Source organism: Hyphomonas beringensis, from assembly GCF_000682755.1.
GTDB lineage: Bacteria > Pseudomonadota > Alphaproteobacteria > Caulobacterales > Hyphomonadaceae > Hyphomonas > Hyphomonas beringensis.
On the sequence record NZ_AWFF01000001.1, the window covers coordinates 137,745 to 162,916 of the forward strand.

27 protein-coding genes and 1 tRNA gene are annotated in these 25,172 nt (G+C 59.0%); 5 read left to right on the forward strand and 23 right to left on the reverse strand.

Features of this window, described 5'->3' with window-relative positions:
* The 11 genes from HY29_RS00650 to HY29_RS00700 all read right to left on the reverse strand — a co-directional run bounded on the left by HY29_RS00650 (position 1) and on the right by HY29_RS00700 (position 10,365).
* Positions 1 to 921 carry a type II secretion system F family protein gene (locus HY29_RS00650; RefSeq protein ID WP_034789899.1) on the reverse strand — a complete coding sequence of 307 codons (921 nt, stop codon included), beginning with the start codon at positions 919 to 921 and terminating at the stop codon, positions 1 to 3.
* A 13-nt stretch (positions 922 to 934) separates the two neighbouring features.
* The gene (locus tag HY29_RS00655; protein ID WP_241765098.1) at positions 935 to 1,918 is read right to left on the reverse strand and encodes a type II secretion system F family protein; all 984 of its coding nucleotides are present in this window, start codon (positions 1,916 to 1,918) and stop codon (positions 935 to 937) included.
* A gap of 12 nt (positions 1,919 to 1,930) precedes the next feature.
* Positions 1,931 to 3,331: a TadA family conjugal transfer-associated ATPase gene (locus HY29_RS00660; RefSeq protein ID WP_034789902.1), complete on the reverse strand. Its 1,401-nt coding sequence runs from the start codon at positions 3,329 to 3,331 to the stop codon at positions 1,931 to 1,933.
* Positions 3,328 to 4,542: a CpaE/TadZ family protein gene (locus tag HY29_RS00665; protein ID WP_034789916.1), complete on the reverse strand. Its 1,215-nt coding sequence runs from the start codon at positions 4,540 to 4,542 to the stop codon at positions 3,328 to 3,330. Before HY29_RS00665 ends, HY29_RS00660 begins: the two co-directional genes overlap by 4 nt.
* The gene (locus HY29_RS00670; RefSeq protein WP_034789936.1) at positions 4,542 to 4,811 is read right to left on the reverse strand and encodes a hypothetical protein; all 270 of its coding nucleotides are present in this window, start codon (positions 4,809 to 4,811) and stop codon (positions 4,542 to 4,544) included. The genes HY29_RS00665 and HY29_RS00670 overlap by 1 nt, the downstream gene beginning before the upstream one ends.
* A gap of 10 nt (positions 4,812 to 4,821) precedes the next feature.
* On the reverse strand, positions 4,822 to 6,111 hold the full coding sequence (locus HY29_RS00675; protein ID WP_051600971.1) for a type II and III secretion system protein family protein: 1,290 nt from the start codon (positions 6,109 to 6,111) through the stop codon (positions 4,822 to 4,824).
* Positions 6,111 to 6,998, reverse strand: coding sequence for a Flp pilus assembly protein CpaB (gene cpaB / locus HY29_RS18145; RefSeq protein ID WP_162176654.1), 888 nt, complete (start codon positions 6,996 to 6,998; stop codon positions 6,111 to 6,113). Before cpaB ends, HY29_RS00675 begins: the two co-directional genes overlap by 1 nt.
* 179 nt (positions 6,999 to 7,177) lie before the next feature.
* Positions 7,178 to 8,167, reverse strand: coding sequence for a threonine ammonia-lyase (locus tag HY29_RS00685; protein WP_034789938.1), 990 nt, complete (start codon positions 8,165 to 8,167; stop codon positions 7,178 to 7,180).
* A 46-nt stretch (positions 8,168 to 8,213) separates the two neighbouring features.
* Positions 8,214 to 9,086, reverse strand: coding sequence for a UTP--glucose-1-phosphate uridylyltransferase GalU (gene galU / locus HY29_RS00690; protein WP_034789941.1), 873 nt, complete (start codon positions 9,084 to 9,086; stop codon positions 8,214 to 8,216).
* Positions 9,087 to 9,198: 112 nt separating this feature from the next.
* Positions 9,199 to 9,465 carry a hypothetical protein gene (locus HY29_RS00695; RefSeq protein ID WP_034789943.1) on the reverse strand — a complete coding sequence of 89 codons (267 nt, stop codon included), beginning with the start codon at positions 9,463 to 9,465 and terminating at the stop codon, positions 9,199 to 9,201.
* 132 nt (positions 9,466 to 9,597) lie between these two features.
* Positions 9,598 to 10,365 carry an SDR family NAD(P)-dependent oxidoreductase gene (locus HY29_RS00700; RefSeq protein ID WP_034789944.1) on the reverse strand — a complete coding sequence of 256 codons (768 nt, stop codon included), beginning with the start codon at positions 10,363 to 10,365 and terminating at the stop codon, positions 9,598 to 9,600.
* 59 nt (positions 10,366 to 10,424) lie between these two features.
* On the opposite strand from HY29_RS00700, the gene HY29_RS00705 reads away from it, so the two are divergent.
* From HY29_RS00705 to HY29_RS00715, 3 genes are read left to right on the forward strand one after another with little or no spacing between them, the layout of a single operon-like run.
* Entirely contained in the window at positions 10,425 to 11,546 is a 1,122-nt protein-coding gene (locus HY29_RS00705; RefSeq protein ID WP_034789946.1) for a Re/Si-specific NAD(P)(+) transhydrogenase subunit alpha, read from the forward strand.
* Entirely contained in the window at positions 11,543 to 11,908 is a 366-nt protein-coding gene (locus HY29_RS00710) for a proton-translocating transhydrogenase family protein (protein WP_081811152.1), read from the forward strand. Before HY29_RS00705 ends, HY29_RS00710 begins: the two co-directional genes overlap by 4 nt.
* A 3-nt stretch (positions 11,909 to 11,911) precedes the next feature.
* Positions 11,912 to 13,330, forward strand: coding sequence for an NAD(P)(+) transhydrogenase (Re/Si-specific) subunit beta (locus tag HY29_RS00715; RefSeq protein WP_034789953.1), 1,419 nt, complete (start codon positions 11,912 to 11,914; stop codon positions 13,328 to 13,330).
* Here the strand turns inward: HY29_RS00715 and folK are convergent.
* From folK to HY29_RS00740, 5 genes are all read right to left on the reverse strand, one after another.
* The gene (gene folK / locus HY29_RS00720) at positions 13,327 to 13,851 is read right to left on the reverse strand and encodes a 2-amino-4-hydroxy-6-hydroxymethyldihydropteridine diphosphokinase (RefSeq protein WP_081811153.1); all 525 of its coding nucleotides are present in this window, start codon (positions 13,849 to 13,851) and stop codon (positions 13,327 to 13,329) included. The genes HY29_RS00715 and folK overlap by 4 nt on opposite strands.
* Positions 13,844 to 14,209 (reverse strand): dihydroneopterin aldolase, encoded by a 366-nt coding sequence (gene folB / locus HY29_RS00725; RefSeq protein ID WP_034789956.1) that lies wholly within the window; start codon positions 14,207 to 14,209, stop codon positions 13,844 to 13,846. Before folB ends, folK begins: the two co-directional genes overlap by 8 nt.
* Positions 14,206 to 15,042: a dihydropteroate synthase gene (gene folP, locus HY29_RS00730; RefSeq protein WP_034789959.1), complete on the reverse strand. Its 837-nt coding sequence runs from the start codon at positions 15,040 to 15,042 to the stop codon at positions 14,206 to 14,208. The genes folB and folP overlap by 4 nt, the downstream gene beginning before the upstream one ends.
* Positions 15,043 to 15,442: 400 nt before the next feature.
* Positions 15,443 to 15,841 (reverse strand): hypothetical protein, encoded by a 399-nt coding sequence (locus HY29_RS00735; RefSeq protein WP_034789964.1) that lies wholly within the window; start codon positions 15,839 to 15,841, stop codon positions 15,443 to 15,445.
* 170 nt (positions 15,842 to 16,011) lie between these two features.
* A tRNA-Lys gene (locus HY29_RS00740) sits at positions 16,012 to 16,087 on the reverse strand.
* Between the two features lie 100 nt (positions 16,088 to 16,187).
* On the opposite strand from HY29_RS00740, the gene HY29_RS00745 reads away from it, so the two are divergent.
* On the forward strand, positions 16,188 to 16,961 hold the full coding sequence (locus tag HY29_RS00745) for a hypothetical protein (RefSeq protein WP_155838156.1): 774 nt from the start codon (positions 16,188 to 16,190) through the stop codon (positions 16,959 to 16,961).
* Here the strand turns inward: HY29_RS00745 and tgt are convergent.
* The 4 genes from tgt to HY29_RS00765 all read right to left on the reverse strand — a co-directional run bounded on the left by tgt (position 16,870) and on the right by HY29_RS00765 (position 20,532).
* Positions 16,870 to 18,012 carry a tRNA guanosine(34) transglycosylase Tgt gene (tgt, locus tag HY29_RS00750; protein WP_034789968.1) on the reverse strand — a complete coding sequence of 381 codons (1,143 nt, stop codon included), beginning with the start codon at positions 18,010 to 18,012 and terminating at the stop codon, positions 16,870 to 16,872. The genes HY29_RS00745 and tgt overlap by 92 nt on opposite strands.
* Before the next feature lie 47 nt (positions 18,013 to 18,059).
* Complete coding sequence (locus HY29_RS00755) at positions 18,060 to 19,052, reverse strand: amidohydrolase family protein (protein ID WP_051600973.1); 993 nt, start codon at positions 19,050 to 19,052, stop codon at positions 18,060 to 18,062.
* 96 nt (positions 19,053 to 19,148) lie between these two features.
* Entirely contained in the window at positions 19,149 to 20,036 is an 888-nt protein-coding gene (locus HY29_RS00760) for a division plane positioning ATPase MipZ (protein ID WP_051595031.1), read from the reverse strand.
* Between the two features lie 46 nt (positions 20,037 to 20,082).
* Entirely contained in the window at positions 20,083 to 20,532 is a 450-nt protein-coding gene (locus HY29_RS00765) for a hypothetical protein (protein WP_034789977.1), read from the reverse strand.
* A 68-nt stretch (positions 20,533 to 20,600) separates the two neighbouring features.
* Between HY29_RS00765 and panC the strand changes: the two genes are divergently transcribed.
* On the forward strand, positions 20,601 to 21,479 hold the full coding sequence (gene panC, locus HY29_RS00770; protein WP_081811154.1) for a pantoate--beta-alanine ligase: 879 nt from the start codon (positions 20,601 to 20,603) through the stop codon (positions 21,477 to 21,479).
* Here panC and hisC read toward each other — a convergent pair.
* From hisC to xylA, 3 genes are all read right to left on the reverse strand, one after another.
* Complete coding sequence (hisC, locus tag HY29_RS00775; protein WP_034789981.1) at positions 21,463 to 22,554, reverse strand: histidinol-phosphate transaminase; 1,092 nt, start codon at positions 22,552 to 22,554, stop codon at positions 21,463 to 21,465. The genes panC and hisC overlap by 17 nt on opposite strands.
* Positions 22,555 to 22,607: 53 nt before the next feature.
* Entirely contained in the window at positions 22,608 to 23,648 is a 1,041-nt protein-coding gene (locus HY29_RS00780; RefSeq protein ID WP_051600974.1) for a LacI family DNA-binding transcriptional regulator, read from the reverse strand.
* 165 nt (positions 23,649 to 23,813) lie between these two features.
* Positions 23,814 to 25,160: a xylose isomerase gene (gene xylA, locus HY29_RS00785; RefSeq protein ID WP_051600975.1), complete on the reverse strand. Its 1,347-nt coding sequence runs from the start codon at positions 25,158 to 25,160 to the stop codon at positions 23,814 to 23,816.
* Positions 25,161 to 25,172: the final 12 nt, after the last annotated feature.

Genomic DNA, 25,172 nt, shown 5'->3' on the forward strand with positions numbered 1-25,172 from the left:
CTAAAACACGCCTTGCATCTTCACGATGGCAGGCAGGGTCAACACCCCCATAAGTACTGGAAACACGAAGAAAATCAAAGGAAGGGTCATTTTCGCTGGCAAAGCCATGGCTTTCTCCTCTGCAACGAGGATGCGGCGCTGACGCATATCAGCCGAAAATATTCGCAGGGTCTGGCCCAGACTTGTCCCCATTTCCTCAGCCTGGCGCAGCATTGTGGCCAGCGATCCAGCCTCTTCAATGGCCATCCGATCCGCAAAGGCGCGCCAGGCATTCTTGCGCGGCTTGCCCGCTCTCAGCTCCAGAGACAGCGTGCGCATATATCCGGAAATGATCGGATGGCGTGTTTCCAGCTCTTCCCCGACCCGCTGTACAGACGCATCCAGGCTCAGGCCCGCCTCAACACACGCTACCATAAGATCCATCATGTCCGGGAAGCCAGCCGAGCACATCTGCTCGCGTTGTTTTGCCTTGTTGGAGAGATAGAAGTCAGGTGCCAGCAGCCCGACAATCACCACTCCGATGGCAACCATCAGCATCATCATGCCGGACAGGTTCAGATAGGGCAGCGCGAACAGCAGGAGGACAGGCGGCACGACAAGACACACCAGCCGCGCCACATAATAGCGCCCCACGGCATTGGGCCCAGTAAAGCCCGCCTTGTTCAGCTTGCCTCGCACCGCGCTGACGGCCTCTTCATTTTGCGGGGTTGCCTTGTTGGCCAGCCCGATGACGGCGCGGCCTATACGGCTTTCATTTCGGGGCGCATCCTCGCGCGGCCGGGAATCCCTGCGCTCCAGGCGGCGCTCCAGATCTTCTTTGGCGCGCCAGCTGCGCACAAAAGCCAGAATGGCAGGCAAAGCCAGGAAACCGGCCAGCGCCAACATCACGATGGGGATAAGGGTTGCGAGAGAAAAGCTCATCTATCCTCCCCGCCTACATCTTGAAATTGATCATTTTGCGCATGACCAGATTTCCAATCGCCATCCAGATGAATAGGGCCGGGAACGCAATCTTGATCAGCGGATCGTCAATCACATCGCCATAGAATTCCGGGCGCAGCGTGTGGATTGCCCCCATCACCATAAAGGGGGCCGCCGTCAGGATCATGGCAGAGACACGCCCCTCGGAGGAAGCAGCCTTGACCTTCAGGCGCATGGTCTGACGTTCACGGATGGTTGTGGTGTTGGCTTTCAGCAATTCGCACAGATTGCCGCCTGTGCGCTCCTGCAGGCGCACGGTTGCCGAGAACAGCTCGACATCTGGGTCCCCTGCGCGGATCGCCATGCGCTGCACGGCATTGGTTAGCGACATGCCGTAGGAAACCTCATCCGCCGCCATGCCGAATTCCGTGCCGATAGGATCAGGCATCTCGCGCGCCACCAGCGCCACGGCCGTGGCAACGGGGTGACCCGCCTCAAGGCTGCGGCAGACAATCTGCAGCGCATCCGGTAATTGCTGGGACAGCTTTTTCATGCGCCGTCCCGCAACGAATTTAAGCCCGACAATAGGCCCAGCCATAAAGACAATCAGCGCAACCGCTGCAGCGATGGGCCACCCTCCAACGAAGCGAATATAGGCGAACGCGGCAATCGCTCCTGCGATCGCAGCCATGCCAAACCAGCGCACGGGCTGGAATGGCAAACCTGACTGTACGGCCAGCTGGTTGAACCATTGCACAGGCATCGACAGATTGCCGTCCTTGTCGAGTCCCCGGCTCTTGCGAAGCTCGATCATGGCTTCGTTGCTACTCTCAAAACGCTCTTTGAACTGAAGCCTCCGGTTCACAATGCGGTGAGTCTGCGCATTCGTGACCATGCCTACAACCGACTGGATCGCAAGAAAAATTGCTCCCACCGCCATAACGGCAGGGATCACGAGAACCATGCTGATACTGGAGAGGTCAGGCAGTGAGAGCAAGTCGATGGGGCCTTAGAAACGCGTTGACGGATCAAACAGACCAGCTGGCATATGTACGCCGCGCCGTTCCATCTCATCCAGGAATTGCGGGCGCAGTCCCGTGGCTGCGAAGTGACCAAGCACCTTGCCTTCATCGGTTGTGCCGGTGCGCTCGAACCGGAAGATTTCCTGCATCTGGACAACCGCGCCTTCCATGCCGGTAATCTCGGCAATGGACACGACCTTCCGAGAGCCATCTGACAGGCGCGTGGCCTGAACTATGAAGTTTACAGCAGAGGCGATCTGCCCACGGATGGCTTCTTCAGAGATCTTCATTCCGCCCATCATCACCATCTGCTCCAGACGGGTCAGGGCATCACGCGGATTGTTGGCGTGGATCGTGGCCATAGAGCCTTCATGGCCTGTATTCATGGCCTGAAGCATGTCGAACGCTTCCTCAGAGCGTACCTCGCCCAGGATCACCCGGTCAGGACGCATCCGCAGCGCGTTCTTGACCAGTTCCCGCTGGCGAATTTCACCCTTGCCCTCGATATTCGGGGGACGGGTTTCCATGCGCGCGACATGCGGCTGTTGCAGCTGCAGCTCGGCGGCGTCCTCAATCGTGATGAGACGCTCATCCGGACTGATCGCAGACGACAGCGCGTTCAGAAGCGTCGTCTTGCCGGAGCCAGTACCGCCGGAAATTACGGTTGAAGCGCGGCACTTCACGGCGCCCAGAATAAAGTCTGCAACGGGCTGGGGAATGGCGCCGAAGCCGACCAGCTTATCCATGGTCAGCGGAGACTTTGAGAATTTCCGGATGGACACCAACGGGCCATCAATGGCGATGGGGGATACGGCCGCGTTCACACGGCTGCCATCCAGAAGACGCGCATCGACCAGCGGCTGGCTTTCATCAACGCGGCGCCCCACCGCGGACACAATACGCTGCACAATACGCAGCAAATGGTCATTGTCGGCAAAGCGCACAGGCGCAATCTGCAGCTTGCCGTGACGCTCGACATAGACCTGATTGCAGCCATTGATCAGAATATCCGCAATGGAGTCGTCCTTGAGCAGAGGTTCAATCGGTCCAAGGCCTGTCATCTCGTCCATCACAGCGTCGGCAAAGCTTGCCTCTTCCGCCGCGGACATGGCCATGTCTTCTTTTTTGATGATCTCTGACACGATCCCCCGCACACGCCGACGCATCGTCTCGTCATCCAGCTTGTCGAGGGCGGAAAGGTCCAACTCGTCGATCAGTTTGGCATGGATGCGCAGCTTCGCATCCAGTTGATCAAAGCCTTTTGTGTCGTTTGACGGAACAGGCACGGGCTGAACCGGCTTTGGCGCGGCAACAGGCGTCACGACTTGCGTCTGCGTGACAGTTTCCTCGGGCTTGCTGCTTCCTCCGGAGAATCCAAATCGGCTCATTTCGCGCGCCTCCTGCCTGTCGTGTTCGCCTTTGCCGACACGCCTTCAGGCAACAGGAAGTCCACAAAACTTGCGACATCCGCGACCAGCGCGCTCTTCGGTTTCACATCCGCAATGGGCTTGCCCAGATTGACGGCTGTACGTGCCGCGTCCCAGTCAGAGGTAATGGTTGCATCGATTTTCCGGTCGATGGCTTTCTCGGCCTTGTCTACCGCAAACTCAGCGCGGAATCGCTTCTTGGGGAACATCCGGTTCAGCACCAGTTTGGCCTTGCCCGCATCGCCGCGCAGGATATCCACCTCGCGCGCCATATCCGCTGCAGCATGAAGGCTTGGCACAGTCAGCTCACTGACGATAATCGCCTCATCGACCGCACCAAGAACTGGCTTGGTCCAGGGCATCATATGGCGCGGCATGTCCACAAACACATATTGAAACTCTGCGCATGCGACATCCAGAAGGCGTAGAATGGCCGCCTCACTGCCCAGGGCGTCAGCATCTGGATTGCGTGGCGCCGTGATAACGGACACGCCATCAGGATGCTCATAGCACCATGCGGCCAACAGGCGCGCATCAAGACGTTCCGGCGCCGCCGACAGCGCAGGCAGGTCCAGCTTCGGCACAGCCTCCAGAAACGAACTCGTCATGCCGTCTGCCAGATTCAAGTCTACAAGACAGACTTTGGCCCCGCGCACTTTCTCTGCAATGGCAAAGGCGCTCTCGATGGCCATGGTCGTCACCCCGGCACCGCCGACAGCGCCGCGGAACGCCCAGCAGACCGCAGAGGAGCGAACATCGCCGCCCTGCTCCGCCTTCTCGGCAGTCTCTTTCAACCGCTCCACCGCCTCGACGATATCGGAGGCTTGCGCAGATACAGGCAGAATATCCGAAGCCCCCAGCTTCATCAGGGCCCGAACGATGTGTACAGGCAAATTATCGGAGACCATCAGAACAGCCGTATCCGGTTGCTCCATGGCCAGGCCCAGCACAATCTGCTCGACACCCGCGACGCCATGCTCCAGCAACAGAAGCGCGCCGCCATAGGCCTGCACGGCTTTGGCGGGCTCCATCTGCGACAGATCGATCACATCGCGGCAGACCGTGCGCAATTGCGCCATGATCTCTGGCCCTGCCAGCGCCGCAATCGCCGGTATCTGGCGCAAGGGCGCAGAGCCGGCTTCACCGTCCAGTTTTCTTGCTGCCGATGACATCAGCTCCCTCCCGTTGTGCCGGAAGATGCCTGACGCAGTTCCTTCGTCTTGCCCTCATTCAGCGCCTTTACGGCTTGCGCCGCGCGAACACCCGATGTGGTTTCAACGGCTTTTGAATTCGGCAAAGCCACATCGCGAACAGACTGCATTGCGATATTGTCAGCCGTTGCCTGACCCAGAAGATAGCCTTCCTGCTGCTCCTGTGTGGCGCAGGCCGCAGGCAGGCAGACGATGGCGATCAGCCCCAAAGCTCTTGATACGGTTTTCATCTCTCGGTCCTTAGTTCACACCGGGCGGCATGGTTGTCTTGTTCAGAAGGAACAGCTCGGAATCGCTCGGTTCTGCAAAAGCTTGGAGAGGATTGGCGAGCAGTTCCGGGTGCGCGGCGGGCTGCACCATGCGCGGTATGATGATGATCACCAGTTCGCTCTCATTGCGCTGATAGCGCTTTGAAGAGAACAGCGAGCCCAACACGGGCACATTGCCCAGCCAGGGCGTCTGGCGCACATCATTGGAATAGTCATTCTGCAGAAGTCCGGCGATTGCAAAAGCCTGCCCGTCATGCAGCTCAACAGTCGTGTCTGCGCGGCGCACGGAAATTCCAGGGATCTCGATGTTGGACGCGCGAATACCATTCGCCCGGTCCAATTGCGACACTTCCGGCCGTACGCGCAAATTCACCAGCCCATCCCCCAGCACAGTCGGGGTGAAATCCAGGCTGACGCCGAACTTCTTGAACTCGACAGTGATCTCGCCATTACTGGTGGCCACAGGAATGGGGAATTCACCCCCGGCCAGGAAGCTGGCCGTATCACCGGAAAGCGCCACAAGGTTTGGCTCTGCCAGCGTACGGATGATGCCCTTGGCTTCCAGCGCGCGCAGCTGAATGTCGATATTCTCTCCGCCCACATTGGTGAACAGGGCAATCGTCTTCGAAGCCAGACCGGAGATCGAGCTGGACTCTGTTGAGGTGTAAACGTCTCTGGCGTCGATCGTATTGCCAAAGCCGATTTCCTTCACCGCTGTGCGGCTGGCTTCCAGGAAGCGCACCTCCAGCAGCACCTGCTGGCTCTGCCCGACTGACAATCCATTGGCGACACCGCCCGGCACGTAGCGCTCAGCCAGTTGCACCGCCATTTCGGCTGCCGCAGCCGTGGTCAGCTTGCCATCCAGAAACACCCCATCATGCACAGGGTACACGGATATATCTTCACCCGGCAAAAGATTGCCGAGATCACTGCGCAACTCATCAAGGCTCAGTTCTACCTCGACGTCGATCAGTTCGGAAATCTCCCCTTCGGCATTGTAGATAAGAACGGTTGTGGAGCCCGGCACCTTGCCGCGCAAAAAGAAAGAACGGTTGGAGGTTGCCATGGCTTCGGCAATCTCGGGGTCTGCCACGACCAGCGTGGCGAAGGCTTCATCTGCCTCAATGACCGTAGAGCGTCCCTTTTCCAGCACCAGAATTTGCGCCTCGGGGGCAGAGGTGCGCTCCGTCCAGGCAAAGGCCGGTATGGTCAGGCTTAAACACGCCAGAGCACAGGCGGCGATACGCATCAGACCAGTCATCAGCTCGCCTCCTCTGCCAGGGTTTTGGGTTTGGAAACCGGGGCATCAATCTGGGTTTCCTTGTCACCATTAATAACGCGCACATTGGTCGTACGCTGCGCAGTTGCCCGCGTCGGTGCACGTCGCACAATCGTGCGTTTGGGCTCGGCTTTCACGACAGACACAACGTCCGCCTCTTCCGCACGACCGATCAGCGCCAGCCCCAAAGCGCCTTGCGTTCCCGCTGCGCCAAGGGCGAGGGCACCTTCGGGCGTGACTTCCAGGGTTACGGTATTGGACGGGACCGCACCTTCCATGTTGGACTCGAAGGTCTGATCGATAGCCAGCACTTTCACATTGCGCAGAACAGGCCGGGCGACCATCTTGCCTGAGACCCGCATCTGGTCGCCATCCTGGAAGCGGGCCGTGTCGCCAGGCTCTTTCTCGATGAATTCGTTCACGTCCACACGGTCACCTGGCAGCACGAACCCGGCAACGCCTGTATCACTCCGAACCGTGATTGCCACGGCGCGCATACCCGGCTCAATCGCAGCGGCCAATGTCAGCAGATTGCTCGCCTCATCCAGCTTGGCTGTCATGATCGGTTCGCCCGGCAAAATCAGGCCACGCGCATAGCGTACGGTTTCCAAGTCAGCGGCGTTTCGCAAAACCCCTTCTGGCACGGCATTGGCAGGCCATTCGACGCTGCGCACCTGCGCACCGGTGACTTCCTCTCCCGGCTCGATTGCGTTCGCTGCGACCAGAACACTTGCCATCTCGACGGCGGCCATTTGCGGCTGCGCGGCGGCGTCATTATTGTCAGCGGTCATATAATAGCGGCCCAGAAAGACTGCGCCGATCCCCAGCACCGCAGATAGTCCCAGACTTAAAAGCGGAGTCACTTTCATTCTGAATGCCCTCTTGCGCGCATAATGCGCTCTCATCAGCATTCATCATGAATCAGAAGGCTATAAGGTCTCTTGAAGACCTGCAGGCAAATCTGCGCCGCTTGCAGAACGGCGCGTTAACCATACTGAAAGGTCCAAAACCACGGAGTTAACCCGGCCTGCGCAATACCGCATACACCTTAAGGAGAAATTATACTCGCATAGGTTTCAGCATCAACATTGCCGCCCGTCGCCATAATCCCGATGCGTTTGCCCTTCATTCCCTCGGGAACACCGCGCAAGACGGCCGCCAGGGCCGCCGCTCCGCCGGGCTCAACCACGATCTTCAGATAGCGGAAGGCCAGACGCATGGCCTCACGCACTTCATCGTCAGAAACAACCATACCGCCCGCGAACAGACGTTTACCAAGCGCGTAAGTATATTTCTCGCCTGGTGACGGCGTCAGGATCGCATCGCAGATAGACCGCGTGCCCGGCGCATTGTGGCAAAGCTCTCCACTCGCCAGAGAGCGCGCCCAGTCATCATGGCCTTCCGGCTCAGCTGTCCAGATGGACGTTTCCGGAGAGAGGCCTTCCATGGCAAGCGCAATGCCGCTCGTCAGGCCGCCACCGCCTGCGCAACAGACGAGATGGTCCAGCGGCCCGCCCAGCGCTTCGGCCTGCCGCGCGAATTCCATGCCGGCTGTGCCCTGCCCTGCAATAATGTGCGGGTCATCATAACTCGGCACCAGCACCGCGCCGCGTTCCGCCGCAATGCGCTCGGATATTTCTTCCCGGCTTTCAGAGTTGCGATCATACAGATGGACTTCGCCGCCATCGGCCTTGACGCCATCAACCTTGATCTGGGGGGCATCCTTCGGCATCACAATCAGCGCTGGCATACCCAGCAGCCGCGCCGCACGCGCAACGCCTTGCGCATGATTGCCGGAAGAGAACGCGACCACACCTGCCGTACGCTGACTATGGGGTATCTGTGATAACCGGTTCATGGCGCCGCGGATCTTGAAGCTACCCGTCACTTGCAGGCACTCTGCTTTGATCAAGACCGTCGCCCCTGCACGCTCATCAAGCGCAGGGTGCGTCAGAACTGGGGTTTCACGCGCAACGCCGCGCACCCGGTTTTCGGCTGCGGCGACATCTTTGAATTCGGGAAGATCAGTTTGGGACATGTGGTCGGATTAGCCACATTACCCCATCCTGAAAAGCCACAATGTGTTACAGATTGCTCGCATATTGCTTGACCAGAGATTTGGCCGCGTCGGCAATCTCTTCATTGTCGAGGGCGTGCGCCAGAACAGCTTCGAAATAGCCGGCCTTGGAGCCGCAATCATATTCCTTGCCGTCAAACTCGTAGGCATAGAAATCCTGGCTTTCCATCTGGCGCGCCATGGCGTCGGTCAGCTGGATCTCACCACCTGCACCAGGGTCCTGGTCTTCCAGAAGGCCAAACACTTCCGGCTGCAGAATATAGCGACCTGTGATCTTGAGATTGGATGGCGCGCTCTCGACCGGTGGCTTCTCAACCATGCCTGACATCTTGATCAGACGACCGTCACGAGAGACCGGCGCAATCACGCCATAAGACGAGACGCGTTCCATCGGCACCGGGTCCACGGCGACGATATTGCCGCCTACCTTGTTGTAGGCTTCCACCATCTGGGCGAGGCCGGAAGGCTGTGCCTTGACGATCACGTCCGGCAGAAGAATGGCGAATGGCTCATTGCCGATAATGTCCCGCGCGCACCAGACGGCATGCCCAAGCCCCAACGGAGACTGCTGGCGTACAAAGCTGGCAGCACCTGCTGGCAGAGTGGTTGCGCGCACCTGCTCCAGAATGGCGTCCTTGCCCTTCTTCTCCAGCGCGACTTCCAGCTCGTAAGGAATATCGAAATAGTCCTCGATCGCGCCTTTGTTGCGGCCCGTCACGAAGACAATGTGCTCGATCCCGGCTTCCAGGGCTTCGTCCACGACATACTGCAAGGCCGGACGGTCGACGACCGGCAACAGCTCTTTCGGGATGGCTTTCGTGGCCGGAAGAACTCGGGTTCCGAATCCGGCAACCGGAAGAACAGCTTTTCTTACACGCATGGGGCAAAGGCTCCTTGAGACGGAATAGGCGAGTGATGTCTCTGAAGTTTAGGGTTAAATCGGGTGAAGGCCAGTTATGGCCCTTTATCTGTCAGAATTGGTCGGCGGATGCCTAAATCCAACCCAAGCTGTAGACGCTCAGAGCAGCAACGCTCATCGCCAGGCACAGAATGAGAATGGTTGAGAGTGAACTGCGAATGCTTGGCCCTTTCGGGACCGCAAGCTCTTCAGCGATACGGGCTTGAAGATAACGTGCCGGGGACTTTCCATGAGCGCTGGCATCAAATGTCTGCTCTGGAGCGGCCCGGCTGTTCTCGCCTGTATTTTCCGCTACGAATCCATCTTCGTGCAATTCGGGTTTGGGGTTTGGCAAAGCCATAAATCAAGTCTCCGAAAGGTCTACGGAACTTGTCTCACAAGAGGCCTAATCTTTACCTAACATAATCTGTGGGACTGATTCGATTCGGCGGCTCAGCCCCACTTTTTATAGTTTTGATTATTCTACGAAGGTCTAGAGGGGTGACAGGCTGTGCCCGCCATCCACAACAAGGGTCGCCCCCGTCATATAGCTGCCCTCATCAGACGCCAGCAGCAGCAACGGCCCCGTCAGTTCCTTGTATTCCCCGAAGCGGCGCATCACGACGCGCTTGCGCATCTTCTCGCCATACTCGGAATCCAGGAATTCATCATTGATGGCTGTCTTGAAATAGCCGGGGGCAATGGCGTTTACGCGAATGCCATAGCGCGCTGATTCCACCGCCATGTTGCGCGTAAGATGGTCAACAGCCGCCTTCGAGGCCGCATAGGCGGAAATCATCTGCGACGTGCCCAGCCCGGTGATCGACGCAATGTTGATGATCGAGCCGCCCTGGCCCGCATCCATCAGGGCCTTAGTGCCATGCTTCGCCACGCGCCACACGCCGGTGAGGTTCGTGTCGATGACGGTGTTCCAGTCTTTCTCCTCCATCTCCCAGTACCAGCCTTCGCGCGACATGCCGGAATTGTTCACGACAATGTCGCAAGGATGGCCCAGCGCTTCCTTTACTTCGGCGAACGCACCCGAAACGCTATCTTCGGATGTAACATCCATGGCGACCGGCAGGGCCTTGCCACCCTTCTTCTCGATCTCTGCCGCAACCTCTTCCAGCTTCTCCAGACGGCGCGCAGCGAGGACAACTTGGGCGCCAGCCTCGGCCAAAACTCCGGCAAAATGTCGACCGAGCCCACTGGACGCCCCGGTAACCAAAGCCGTCTTTTTAGATAAACTGAACAATCTCATGCCCTCCGAATAAAAAATATTAGTTGTGTGCCGCAAGAATTTTCCTCTATCCCAGACATATGAAAATATCTGTTCTGAGGGAGAGGCGATCTGGTGAGACCCGTGTGGCGGCTACACCAGAAACCGTCAAGAAGCTGGTGGCCAATGGCCACTCGATTACAATTGAGTCCGGCGCGGGCACTATCGCAGGTTTCCCTGACGATAGCTTTTCTGAAGTCGGCGCGACCATAGCGAAGGATGCCGCGTCGGCTGCATCCGGTGCCGACATCGTCTTCAAGGTGCGTGCACCCGAAGCCGATGAAATGGCTACGCTGCCGGAAGGCGTCGCGCTGATCGCCCTGATGGAGCCATCAAGTCTGGACGCTGCGCCGCTGAATGCGAGGAAGATTGCGGCCCTGTCCATGGAATTCACGCCACGCATCACGCGAGCCCAAAGCATGGATGCCCTGTCATCCCAGTCAAACCTGGCCGGTTACCGCGCCGTGATCGAAGGCGCGCAGATCTATGGCCGGGCCATGCCGATGATGATGACCGCCGCAGGCACCATCGCCCCGGCCAAAGTCTTCGTCATGGGCGCAGGTGTTGCCGGTCTTCAGGCCATCGCAACCGCTCGCCGTCTGGGCGCAGTTGTGACCGCCACGGATGTGCGCCCCGCCGCCAAGGAACAAGTCGCCTCGCTGGGCGCAAAGTTCATCGCGGTAGAGGATGAAGAGTTCAAGGCCGCCGAAACGGCTGGCGGCTATGCCAAGGAAATGTCGAAAGAGTATCAGGCAAAACAAGCCGAACTGACCGCAAACCATATTGCCAAACAAGACATCGTCGTCACCACGGCCCTGATTCCGGGCCGTCCGGCCCCGGTGCTCGTGTCGGAAGACATGGTGAAAACCATGAAGCCCGGCGCAGTTATCGTCGATATGGCCGTCAGCCAGGGCGGCAATTGTCCGCTGTCCGAGCCGGATCGGGTTGTTGACGTGAACGGCGTGAAAGTGGCCGGTTTCTCGAACCTGCCCGCGCGTCTGCCCGCAGATGCCTCATCACTGTTTGCAAAGAATCTGCTCGCCTTCCTGCCGCTCGTAACGGCCGAGGATGGCAGCCTCAATCTCGACACCGAAGACGAAATCGTCACCGCCATGCTCCTGACCAAGGGCGGCGAGACGGTGAACGAAAGGATCAAATCATGAAGCGCGCACTCCTGACGCTTGCCGCGGCCAGCTTTGCGCTGCCCGCGTTCGCTGATGCCGGCGGCATCAACTCCACTGTATTGCTTGCGGCCCTTTTCGCCATGGCCTGCTTCGTCGGCTATTATGTCGTCTGGAGCGTAACTCCGGCCCTGCATACTCCGCTAATGGCTGTGACCAACGCCATCTCCTCCGTCATCATCGTTGGCGCGCTGGTTGCCACGGCAACGCTCGGCCTCACCTCTGACAATTGGGTCTCCAAGATCCTCGGCACGGTCGCCGTGATTCTCGCCAGCGTGAACATTTTCGGCGGCTTCCTCGTCACCCAGCGCATGCTGGCCATGTACAAGAAGAAGGGGGACTAAGCCGTGGACAGTTTTCACTCTACCTGGGCGCCGCTGCTCTATCTCGTCGCCGGTATCCTCTTCATCCTGGCCCTGCGCGGTCTCTCCAGCCCGGCGACAAGCCGCAAGGGTAATCGCAATGGGATGATCGGCATGGGCATCGCGGTCGCCACGACCCTCGCCCTGCTCTGGAACGAACTCGACGTCACAACCTGGGGGCTGATCCTCGGCGGTGTCGCAATTGGTGGCACCATTGGCGCCATCATCGCACGTCGTATTCCAATGACGGCCATGCCGCAGCTGGTTGCAGCCTTCCACAGCCTCGTCGGCCTCGCCGCCGTTCTTGTGGCCGCCGCCGCGCTCTACTCGCCCGTTCAGTTCAGCATCATGGGTGCCGAAGGCATCAAGATGGCTTCCCTGATCGAGCTTGGTCTCGGCTCCGCCATTGGTGCGTTGACCTTTACGGGCTCGGTCATCGCGTTTGCCAAACTGAACGGCAACATGTCCGGCGCGCCCATCATGCTGCCGGCACGTCACATTCTGAACATCCTGATCGCTGGCGGCATCATTGCCCTTCTGGTTGTCCTGATTCAGACAGGCGGCACGGCTCAATGGGCCTTCTGGGGGCTGACCGTTCTTGCCCTGATCCTGGGCATCACGCTGATCATCCCGATTGGCGGCGCGGACATGCCGGTCGTCGTGTCGATGCTGAACTCCTATTCCGGCTGGGCGGCTGCCGCTCTCGGCTTCACGCTCGGCAATTTCGCGCTGATTATCACAGGTGCCCTTGTTGGCTCGTCCGGTGCGATCCTGTCCTACATCATGTGTAAGGGCATGAACCGCAGCTTCATCTCGGTGATCCTTGGCGGCTTTGGTGGTGACGACACCGCAACGGCGGATGCGGGTGCACAAGCAGATCGTCCATTCAAGCGTGGTTCAGCCGAAGACGCAGCCTTCATCATGAAGAATGCCTCCAAGGTGATCATCGTGCCGGGCTACGGCATGGCGGTGGCTCAGGCCCAGCACGCCCTGAAAGAGATGTGCGACAAGCTGAAGGAAGAAGGCGTCGAAGTGAAATACGCCATCCACCCTGTTGCGGGCCGGATGCCGGGTCACATGAACGTCCTGCTGGCTGAGGCTCAAGTGCCTTATGATGAAGTCTTCGAACTGGAAGACATCAACTCAGACTTCCGCAATTCTGAAGTTGCCTTCGTCATCGGCGCCAATGATGTGACCAACCCGGCCGCAAAGACAGACACCACCTCACCGATCTATGGCATGCCGGTTCTGGATGTTGAGAATGCCGGGACGGTTCTGTTCATCAAACGCTCTATGGGGTCCGGATATGCGGGCATCCAGAATGAGCTTTTCTTCCGCGACAACACGATGATGCTGCTCGCAGATGCGAAGAAGATGGTCGAGGATATCGTGAAAAATCTCTAGCGAGTACGCAGCGACGCGAATTGCCGTGTCGCTGCCTCGTCCAGTTCACACATTTGGTCGGCCGCCTTCTCTCTGAGGGCGGCCGTCATGCTTTTGATGGCCTGCGATCCAATCTTCCAGTCCGGCACCAGTTCACTCAGGGGTTCCAGCACGAAGCGCCGCTCGGCAATGCGCGGATGCGGGATCACCAGGGTCTCCGTATCCACCTCAACGCCCGGCATCAGCAAAATGTCGACATCCATCTCCCTCGGGCCCCAGCGCATACGCGCCTGACGGCCAAGCTTTGCCTCTACCGCCTTGCACGCCGACAGCAGATCGGCAGGCTCCAGATCCGTATTGATCAGAAGGCAGAGGTTTAGAAAGTCTGGCTGATCCGCAACGCCCCAGGGCGCACTTCGATAGAGACGCGAGACAGAGCCAAGCGTGACACCAGGCGTCGCCGCAAGCAAGTCGACCGCTCGCGCCAGAGCGGCTTCCCGGTCCCCGAGATTTGTCCCGAGACCGAGCGCAGCCTCAGCCATTGCGCGACCGTGTGATGGCAACGCCGACATGGTCCACCAGATGGCGGATCGGGGCGGAAGGTTTGCGAACCGTAACGGTCACTTCCTCGACAATCTCCCATTTCTCCAGAATGGCGGACGCAATCCGCTCGGCAAAGGTCTCGATGAGATTGAACACGGTCTTGCCGGACAGCTCCTCTGCCAGATCACAGACCTCCCCATAATGGACGGTCTCTTCCATCAGGTCGGTGGAGGTGGCCGGCTCTGCAAGGCGGCAGTCGATGTCGATGAAGAATTTCTGGCCGAGCGATTTCTCGGCGGTGTGAACACCGTGAAAGCCATGCAGGCAAAGGTTCGTTACAAAAATACGGTCGGTCAACGGGCACTCCCAATAGACTGGATCATGTCGAGCGCCTCACGGTGCTCAGCCACATCATGGACGCGGAGGATTGCAGCGCCGCGTTGTACGCTGTCGAGATTGGCGGCAAGCGTGCCGATCAGGCGGTCTTCCACAGGCTTGCCGGTCAGGCGCCCGATAAAGGATTTTCGCGACACGCCAACCAGAACCGGGCAGCCCGTCTCCACCAACGCATCAAGATGCGCCAGCACACCAAAATTCTGCTCATATGTCTTGCCGAAACCGACGCCGGGATCGAGCAGGATATGCTTGCGGGGTATGCCAGCCTGCCTGGCCATGTCGAAGGTGCGCCCGAAGAAATCCATCATGTCCTGACGCAGGTCTATGTCTGCATCCGCCTCGCCTCGATTATAGGTGATGCAAACGAGGCTTTCGGTTTCGGCCACAGTATCGGCCATGCCCTCATCGCGCGTCATGCCCCACACATCATTGACGATGACCGCGCCAGCCTTTGCTGCGCGCCGGGCAATCTCTGCCTTGTAGGTATCGATGGAAACCGGAAGCCCGTCCTGTGAGGTCAGGCTGGCAATGGGCCCGGCCACACGTGCCCATTCGTCTTCCAGACTGACGGCCTCTCCGCCAGGACGTGTGGACTCTCCACCAATATCCAGAATGTCAGCGCCCTGCTGCGCCATCTCGGCGGCATGGGTCAGGGCTGTGGCGAGGGAATCGTGCTGTCCGCCATCAGAAAAGGAATCCGGCGTCACGTTCAGAATGCCCATGATGAGCGGCGTCTTACGGGAAAGACGGTCAAGCAAGCGCTCGCGCACCGCGATCCGGTCGGCCTTCTCCATCCGTGCATCCTTTCTGCGCTGAACCGTTAGCGCCTGCACGCGGCCGGAACAACTGGCAGACTGCCGCAATCCGACAAAGCTGGCCGGTTTTTCTGAATTATAACAAAGCCTGTGAGGATAGTTTTCCGACCCCTTGGTTGGCGGGCATATACTCAGGCCTGTCGCGGGCTTTGACATGGGCGCGCGGCGGGTCCGAAGCCTTGGGGGGCCTCCGTATCATCCTCCAGGCTTCACGCGGATGGACGTCGCCCATGTGCACAGGGGCGTATCATATCCACTCCAACCCATGAATTTGTTCCTGTCACACATGGAGCGCTGCTCCATCCGCAAGGACCGAAATACAAAAAACCGGACGGGCAAGGCCCGGTCCGGCTTTAAGTGCTGATCTGGAAGATCTGATCTAGTCTTTGGTTTCGACGCCCGGATCATTCTTAGAATAGGCGTCTTCCAGTTCTTGTGTATCAGGCGCGGGCTTCAGCGCGCCCGGCGTGGCGCTTTCTGCGCCCTTGTCTGAGTTGAGAGTATCTGGCGCATTTGGAAAACGGCCATCCCTAGGCATCAGAACAGGATTGTTGCCCTCGTCGAGATGCTCCGCGCGTTCTGCAGCGGTTTCTTTAGGCTGCGGGCGGTCTTTCTGACCGTCATCCCTCAGGAAGCCATGCTCGCCATCGCGGGGTTCGTCTCCGCGGCGAAAGCCTGCCTGGTCTGTATCTTTGCGTCCGGGTGTTTCGCCATCGCCTCGCTGCTCGCTCAGGTCTTCGCGGCGCTGGGGGTCAAGATCTGTCTCATACTTGCTCATGATGATCTCCTTTCAGGAAACCAACGGACGAAGCCGCCCGGATGTTCCGGGACAAGAGCCTGATTGCCAGATTAATTCGCAGCCATCACCGGAAAGCCCCGCACATTACATGATGGCGGCAAAGCCGAACCGGGACCGGTTTCAGCTCTGATTATTTCTCGGGGGGAGTATGGTGTGCCCTACAGGGTTCGAACCTGTGACCTACTGATTAAAAGTCAGTTGCTCTACCAACTGAGCTAAGGGCACCTCCAGAACGCGCGATTTAGGCGACCAGACGGGTGCGGTCAACCGCCTGATGCAGCCTATGGCTTGATGTCGCCATAATTTTCGCATCACCCTCCCGATTATGTTGAGATTTACACCCTTTTTACTAACACTTCTGTTGCTCGGCGCCTGTGCGAGCCAGCCTGCCCCTGTCGAACAGAAGGCGCAGGACGATGATTCTCTCACCGAAAATGTCGAGCAGGCTGCCGGAACTGCCTATTCGAAGACGCGTGAGGGATTCGCCGATGCCGCTCTTTCCCCGCTTGAAGACCTGAATCTTCGTCGGCAGGAAATTCCGCCTATTCTGAAAGGCGTCGAAAGCCCCTATGACTTGCCGACGGATCTTGGCTGTAAAGATATCAACCGCCTGCTGGCCCAACTGGATCAGGTACTCGGCCCCGATTGGGATACGCCTGTTCCGGACGAACGCTTGAGGACAGAGAAGCTGGCTGACTCAGCGTCACAAGCGACGCTCAATGCCGTAGCTTCAGAGGCGAGAGGCCTGATCCCCTTCCGCGGCATCATCCGCCAGGCGACCGGCGCGGAAAGCCATCAGAAGAAGTACAATCTCGCCTACAAGATCGGGGCGCAGCGCCGGGCCTATCTGAAGGGTATGGGATTGGCCAAAGGGTGCCCCCTGCCCGCACGTCCGAACTTCACGGTGAAGCGGGAAGAGAATGCGGTCACATATAAAGGCGACAGCCCTGTCTCGCAGGCTCCGTCGCAAGCCTATGATGACTACCAGCAGAAACAGCTGGACAATCTTACGCCCGTTCATCCTTCGGGGACGACTTCGTCGACGCCCAAGCCGTCTGAAGTCGGGACCGAAGCGCTTCAAACCGTCCCTCAGCAATAGAGTCGCGGATCTCCTGCATCAGGGCCTGGAAGAAGGCCGTGTTGTGCCAGCTGAGCAGCATGGGGCCGAGATACTCCCCGGCCTTGAACAGGTGATGGTAATAGGCGCGTGAATAGTCCTGGCTCGCCGGGCAATTCACGGCCTCGTCCAGCGGTGACAAATCTTCAGCGAATTTGGCGTTCTTCACATTGACCGGCCCATCCCAGGTCCAGGCCTGTCCGTGACGACCGGAACGGGTTGGCAGGACGCAATCGAACATGTCGATCCCGCGCGCAACACTTTCCACCAGATCGATCGGCTTGCCGACGCCCATCACATAGCGTGGCAGATGATCCGGCAGGTGCGGCACCGTCAAATCGATGGTCGCGCACATTTGCTCATGCCCCTCACCCACCGCGAGACCGCCCAGCGCGATGCCTCCGAACCCCTGCGAGACGACGCCCTTGGCAGACTTCTCCCTCAGGTCCGCATAATTGGAACCCTGAATGATGCCGAACAGGGTCTGGCTATCGCGATCTCCGAAGGCCTCAAGACTGCGCTGGCCCCAGTCGAGCGAGAGGTCCAGGCTTCGCTCGGCCTCCTCATGCGAACAGGGATAGTCCGTGCATTCGTCCAGCTGCATGGAGATGTCAGCGCCGAGCAGGTCTGCCTGAATCTCGATGCTGCGCGCCGGGGTCAGCCGGTGCGTGGAGCCATCAATATGGCTCTGAAAGGTCACGCCGTCCGGGTCCATCTTGCGCAACTGTGCCAGCGACCAGACCTGAAAGCCTCCGCTATCGGTCAGCATCGGGCCATCCCAGTGCGCGAAGGCATGCAGGCCGCCAAGACGCTGCACGCGCTCAGCGCCCGGACGCAGCATCAGGTGATATGTATTGCCGAGGATGATATCCGCCCCGGCATCCTTCACCTGATCCATATACAGCGCCTTCACGGTGCCGGCGGTGCCCACGGGCATAAAAGCGGGCGTGCGAATGTCTCCGCGCGGCGTCTTCAGAACGCCGGCGCGGGCCTTGCCTTCGGTGGCTTTGATCTCAAACGGGAATGTTGCCATGGGCCGGGCCTATACGGGCTTCCCCGCCATCTGCCTAGTCTGCAGCCTCAGAGTCGATAGATGCGCCGCGCCGTGACTTCGAACAGAGCGCGCTGCTCCACCTCTGAATACTTGGCGGCAATCTTCTTCAGGCCGTTCCAGAGAACCGGATAGCTGATCGACAAGCGATCCACAGGGAAGTTGCTTTCAAGCATACAGCGCCCTGCCCCAAAACATTCGATCATGTGGTCATACCAGCGCTGTTGGGACTCCACGAACTCATCCGAGCTTGGCGGCAAGTCACGCTCATGCCAGCCCCATCCATTGTCCGGCATGGCGAGCCCGCCGAGTTTCGCGACCACGTTCGGGCACTTCGCGATCTCTGCGACATCTTCCTTCCATTGGGCGAAGATCTCTTCGCGCTTGCCGGCATATGGCCCAACGCCAATCGGCGTTCCGAAATGGTCAAGCACCAGCGTCGTATTGGGGACGGCTCTGGCGAGATCCAGAAAGTCCTGATTCTGGTGGTGATAGTGCCAGGTGTCATAGGTCAGGCCACGTTCCCCCAGACGCGCGACGCCCTGACGGAACTCATCATCTGCATAAAGACGTTCGGGAGCTCTGCCCGGAATGCGCAGCGTTGCGCCGCTCGTGTCGCGAGAGCCCGCATGGCGGATGCCGCGGAACAGGCCATCGGAGGCTTCAATATGGGCGTCCAATACTTCATCAAGATCTGCGCTGCGTAGGTCTGCATGGCCGATGATGGCCGCAATATAGGGTCCGCCACGCGCTTTCATGTCCTTGGCGGCCGCTGTCACGAATTCGGTCTCGCCAACAGGCTTCAGATGGTCCGGGCCATCCTCGCGATAGGCGGCGCCGCATTCCATGAAGATGGTCTGTTTCACATTATGGCCGCTGGTCAGATCGGCCAGGAACTCGTCGACATTGTAATGCATGTCCGGCTGCGGCCAGAGGTGATGGTGGGGATCAATGATCTCGCGGTCCGGATCGATGATCTCTTCCTGAACCTGCGCCAGCCAGTCACTATTATTGAACACCATGCACACTTCCTCCTGTTCGTAGAGGCTAATGTGGGGGCCAAAATGCAGAAAGGCCAGCACCTGGCTGGCCTGACTGACTCTAATTCTTTGTAATCTCTAGAATTCGATCTCTGCGCCGACGAGTTCCGGCAGCTGCAGGACTATCAGCAGATCGCGCATTTCCTGACGGGCGGCCACATGGCTCATCGTGAAGGAGACGTTGGACCCCTTCTCTGTCAGGTCCAGCAAGGTCAGGCCGGCCGGGAACAGTTCGCGATAGATCACCCGTTCTGACAGGCCCGGCGCAAGACGGAAGCCGATACGCTTGGAGAGGTTCGTCAGAGCCTCGCCCACACGCTCCTTGTTGCGTGCGGCAAGCGGAGACATCCGGTTGCGCATCACGATCCAGTCGATGGGACGGCGGGATGTCTGCGCCTTTTTCTTCCGGCAGGACCAGACCATTTCGGAATAGAAGCTCGGCCGGATCACTTCCAGCGTTTGCGGGTTCACATCGCCCAGCAGGTCAAAATCGACAAAGCTGTCATTCAGCGGCGTGATCAGCGTATCGGCATTCACATGCGCAAGACGCGACAGATAGGTGTCGCCACCCGGGCCATCGATGATGATGAAGTCACACGCCTTTTTAAGGCGCGCCACGCTGCTGAGGAAACGCTGGGTTTCTTCGGATTCGGCGCGGTCGAGGTCGCGCTCGGTCGAGGCATCGACGCGAACGATTTCCGGCATGGGAAGCTTCGCGCCGGTAGACTGCATCCAGCGAAGGCGATTTTCGAGATAGCGGGTCAGACTGCGCTGGCGGACATCGAGGTCGATCACGCCGACCTTCTTGCCCATGCGCATAAGGGCCACCGACAAGTGCATCGATACAGTCGACTTGCCGGCGCCGCCCTTTTCGTTACCCACGACAATGACACGGGCCTCGCGCTGCTGCGCTGACAGGTCCGGGCCACCTACCGTCTCCAGTGGGGCGAATCCATCAGCGGGCATGTTCGAGGGCTCCTTCAGCAGTTCGTCTCGTAGGTACTATAGTGATTCAGGCAACCTGCGAGAGGTCACGCTGCGTCGTCTTTTCGCTGGCGATCACATCCATGAAGAGGTCAGCATCCTCCATCGGCGCGTCTGCATAATAAGGTGCCATAGGTTCACCATCGAAGAGGACATCGTCGGACATGATCGGTCCGAAGGCTGCATCGACCGGAAGCTCAGCGCCGACTGGCTGATGAGCTGAGATTTCGGACAGCAGGTTGCGAAGCGTCCCGAGTGCACCGGCAACGCGGCCGAGATCGCGGGAGTACACTTCTGCCGCTTCCGTGACAGGCGTGCCATCGCGGTCAAACATCCATTCATCAACCATGCTTGGACTGATATAGCGTGTGCGCGCCTCTGGAGCGGCCACGACCGGACGTTTAGACTTGCCAGCTGCCAAGCGAAGCCCAACAGAAAGCGCGAATGATTTAATCGGAGCAAGGATGCGGTGTGTCATGTGTTTAAAATTCCTCCGAATGGGTTAACAGGGCGTTTACACAATCCTCAGACGGGACGTTTTTCAAAGTGAATTCGAAGACAGATACGTTAACACCTGCGGTGCAGACGCGGGCCGATCTTCAAAGCCAGATTCGCGCGTGGCGCCAAGCCGGTGAAACTATTGGATTTGTTCCGACCATGGGGGCCCTGCACTCGGGTCATTTGTCCCTGGTCCGCCTTGCGAAAAAAAATGCCACCAAGGTGATCGCGAGCATCTTTGTTAACCCGACCCAGTTCGCGCCGGGCGAAGACTTCGACACGTATCCACGCGACGAATCAGCTGACCGCGCGAAACTTGATTCTGCCGGCTGTGACCTCGTCTACCTGCCGACCGTCGAGGAGATGTATCCGGACGGCACGAAGACGAATGTGCGGGTGGAAGAAATGTCGGACCTGCTGGACGGCATCTATCGACCGCACTTCTTCTATGGCGTGGCAACGGTCGTCGCGCGTCTCTTCCTGCACACGCAGCCGGATGTCGCCGTGTTTGGGGAGAAGGATTACCAGCAGCTGCAAATTATCCGGCGCATGGTGCGCGATCTGGGCTTCCCGATCGAGATCATCGGCGGCGAGACAGCGCGGGACGCTGATGGCCTGGCCCAGTCTTCACGCAACCTCTACCTCACCCCGGAAGAACGCCGGATTGCCCCCGCCATGCAGGCAGCGCTGCACCGCGCTTCGGTACGCCTATCCAATGGGACATTGCCATCCATAGCGCTGGAGGAAGCGCGTGGCCTGATCATGGCGGCCGGTTTTACGGATATGAACTATGTCAGCCTGGTCGACCCGGCGACGCTGGAAGACCTGCCGGACGCGCCCCTGCCCGAGGGCACTGTCGCGCGCTTGCTGGCCGCAGCCTGGCTCGGCAAGACGCGCCTGATCGACAACATCAGTGTGACGCGGTGAACTCCCGAAGGGCCGCCAGCACTGTCTCATTGTCCTCGGCAGAGCCCACGCTGATCCGCAAGCGCGTCGGAAGGCCATAGCCACCTACAGCGCGCACCAGAATGTTGCGTGTCTTGAGGAACTCATTGGCGGCATCTGCCCGCTCGGATGAGCCAAAATCCGGAAGAACAAAGTTCGCATGGCTGGGCGGCGTCGGCAGGCCCATCGCGTTCAATGCGTCCATCATTTTGGTGCGCCATTCGGCATTATGCTCACGGCTTTTCGTCAGGAATTCCTCATCCTGAATGCTGGCCATGCCCGCTGCGACGGCCAGGCCGTTGACGTTGAACGGGCCGCGAATACGCTGAAATGTCTGCATAATCTCGTCCGGCATGTACGCCCAACCGAGACGCATTGCAGCAAGGCCGTGGATTTTCGAGAAGGTGCGCATCATCACTGTATTGGCGCGGCGGTCCACCAGATCGCGAATCTGCGCCTCATAGTCCGGGCTGACATATTCGGCATAGGCGCCATCCACAACGAACAAGACGTGCGGCGGCAAGCTGTCCTGAAGGCGCTCCAGATCCTCCACCTTCATCATCGTTCCCGTCGGGTTGTTCGGGTTCGCCAGGAACAGGATCTTGGTCTTGTCGGTCACCGCGCCGAGGATGGCGTTCGCCCCTGCGGTCAAATCCGTCTCAGGCACTGTGACGGTCTCAGCACCATGAGACAGCGCGGAGACGCGGTACATGGAAAAGGCGTGCTCAGTGAACAGGATCTCGTCACCCGGCCCGGCATAGCATTGCGTCAGCAGGTGAATGATCTCGTCAGAGCCTGAAGACACGACAATACGCGACGCCTCCGCGATACCTGTTGCCTCGGCAATCGTCTCCCGCAAGGCGCGGTATTCGGGGTCCGGATAGATATGGACCTCTTCAGCAGCAGCCTTCATGGCCTCAACCGCCTTGGGGCTTGGCCCGAAGGGATTTTCGTTAGAGGCGAGCATGATCACATGCCCGGTTGAGCCTTTCAGCTTGCCACCGGGAACGTAGGGCTTGGTCAGCGCGATATGCGGCAGGGGTTGTATGCGTGTCATCGCCACGCGGCTTACACGAAAGCCTCAGCGCTGGGAACTGGTCGAATTGCGTCTCAGCCGTGTGGCGGCGCCGTCGATTCCCGGAGGACGAGCCGGTAATCCAGCACTTCCTGGCGGGGGTCCTCTGAAGGGTTCCCCGCCTCTTCAAGCAGAATGCGGACCGCGGCGGCCGCCAGTTCGCGGCTGGGCTGGTAGACCGTAGTCAGCGAGGGGCTGATCGTGGAAGCGAGCGGCGTGTCATCGAAGCCGACGACGGAGAGGTCTTTGGGAACGCTGATCTGACGGCGATAGGCCGCTGCCAGAACGCCTGCGGCCATGTCGTCATTGCTGGCGAAGATAGCGGTCGGTGGATTGGGCAGGTCCAGCAGCGTTTCAGCGCAGCTGATACCGGAATCAAAGGCGAAATTGCCTTGGCAAATCAGGTCCGGATCGAGCGCTAGACCCGCCTTTTCCATGGCAGCAACATAGCCCTTGTGACGCAGATTCGCCTGGGTGTGGCTCTCCGGCCCTCGGATAAAGCCGATCCGCTTGTGACCAAGGCCGATCAGATACTCGGTCATTTCCTGACCCGCAGCGATATCATCCATCGAGACGTTCAGGCCCTGCCCCTCTTCAGAGGCGGAGATCCGCACGAACGGAATACGCCGGTCACGCAGTTCAGCGACGAGGTTCTGGTCATCGGACAGGGGCGGCGTCAGAACGGCGCCAGCCAGCTTCGTTTCGGCGCGCAGGGCCAGCAGAGATGGGTGATTGTCGCTGCAGTCTTCGGCGATAAGGCTGTAGCCTTCGGCCTGACAGCGCTGCAGAGCGCCAAGCTGAACCTCACCGATATAGTTGCGGGAGGGGTTTGCGTAAAAGAGACAGATAATGTGGCTCTGCCGGGCACGCAGGTTTCGTGCATTGTGATTGGTGCGATAGTCCAGCGTGCGGACCGCCTCCATCACCTTCTGCCGGGTTTCCTCACGGACATTGGTCTCGCCGTTCAGCACGCGGCTGACTGTCTTGAAAGACACGCCAGCTTCGCGGGCGACATCAATAATGGTTGCAGGTCGGCCCTTTGGGGGTGTGCTGTGCATGTTGAGGCCGTCCGGCATGGTTTATCCCTTGTCACGCCCCGGCAGTGGCATCAGCGCGCAAGGTACAAGCGTGCAAAACCGTTCAGCCACATGGGTCACGTGGACTGAAACTAGCTTGTTTTTCTTTATAATGACAAGACCTTGCCGAAGTTTCTATCCGGCAAGGTCCTTTAAGCAACGTGCCTATTTCAGGCTGCGGTTCACCAGGTTTTCCAGCATTTCCTGGCGGCCGCTGGTGTGGGACGGGTTGAGGCCCGCGGCGGCTGCCTTGTCGGCAATGCTCTCAAGGCTCGCGCCATCGGACAGCATCATCTTGCCAAGGTCACTGCCTTCCCAGCCGGCATAGCGCTCAGCCTTGAATTTCGCGATCTCGCCTTTCTCGATGATGTCCGCTGCTGACAGCAGTGCACGGGCCAGCGCGTCGACGCCGCCGACATGGGCGTAGAACAGGTCATCCAGATCGCTGGACTGGCGGCGCACCTTGGCATCAAAGTTGAACCCACCGGTATCGAGGCCGCCAGACGGCAGCAGCTCAATCAGGGCCAACGTGATGTCACGAACGTCCAGATTGAACTGGTCCGTGTCCCACCCATTTTGGTAGTTACCACAATTGATGTCGATAGAGCCCATGATGCCCAGAGAGACAGCTGTTGCAATTTCATGCGCGAAGCTGTGGCCGGACAGTGTGGAGTGGTTCGGCTCGATATTCACATGCACTTCCTTTTCCAGGCCGAAGCGCTGAAGGAAACCGTGAATGGTTGCAGAGTCGAAATCATACTGATGATACATCGGCTCGTGCGGTTTCGGCTCAATCAGGATTTTGCCTTTGAAGCCGATCTTGTGCTTGTGCTCCACAACCATGGAAAGGAAGCGGCCGAAATTGTTCAGCTCACGGTCCAGGCTGGTATTGAGCAGGGTGTCATAGCCTTCCCGGCCACCCCACAGAACATAGTTCTCACCGCCCAGCTGGTTGGTGGCTTCCAGACAGTCACGGATCTGGCGCACGGCGCAGGCCGCAACTTCCGGGTTCGGATTGGTCAGGCCGCCAGCGGCAAAGCGCGGATTGCTGAACAGGTTTGCCGTGCCCCACAGCAGCTTCACGCCGGTAGCTTCCTGATAGGCAGCCAGACGATCTGCAGAACGCTTCAGATTGTTTGAGAGTTCATCCGGCGTTGCGGAGTCTTCCGTCACATCGACATCGTGGAAGCAGTAATAAGGCAGGCCCAGCTTGGTGAAGAACTCAAATGCGGCAGCCATCTTGGCGTCGGCCGCGGCGCGATCATTCGCGGCGCCGTGCCACGGGCGGTCCGTTGTGCCTGCGCCGAAGATGTCAAAGCCATCCCAGCAGAATGTATGCCAGTAGCACACGGCCATGCGCAAATGGTCTTCCATGCGCTTGCCAAGAACCATCTGGTCCTTGTTGTAGTAACGATAGGCCAGCATATTGTTGCTATCCGGGCCTTCATACTTGATCGGGTCGATCCCTTTGAAAACGGGATCGCTATCTACCTTGATCTCACCGTCAGCCATAATTCGTTCTCC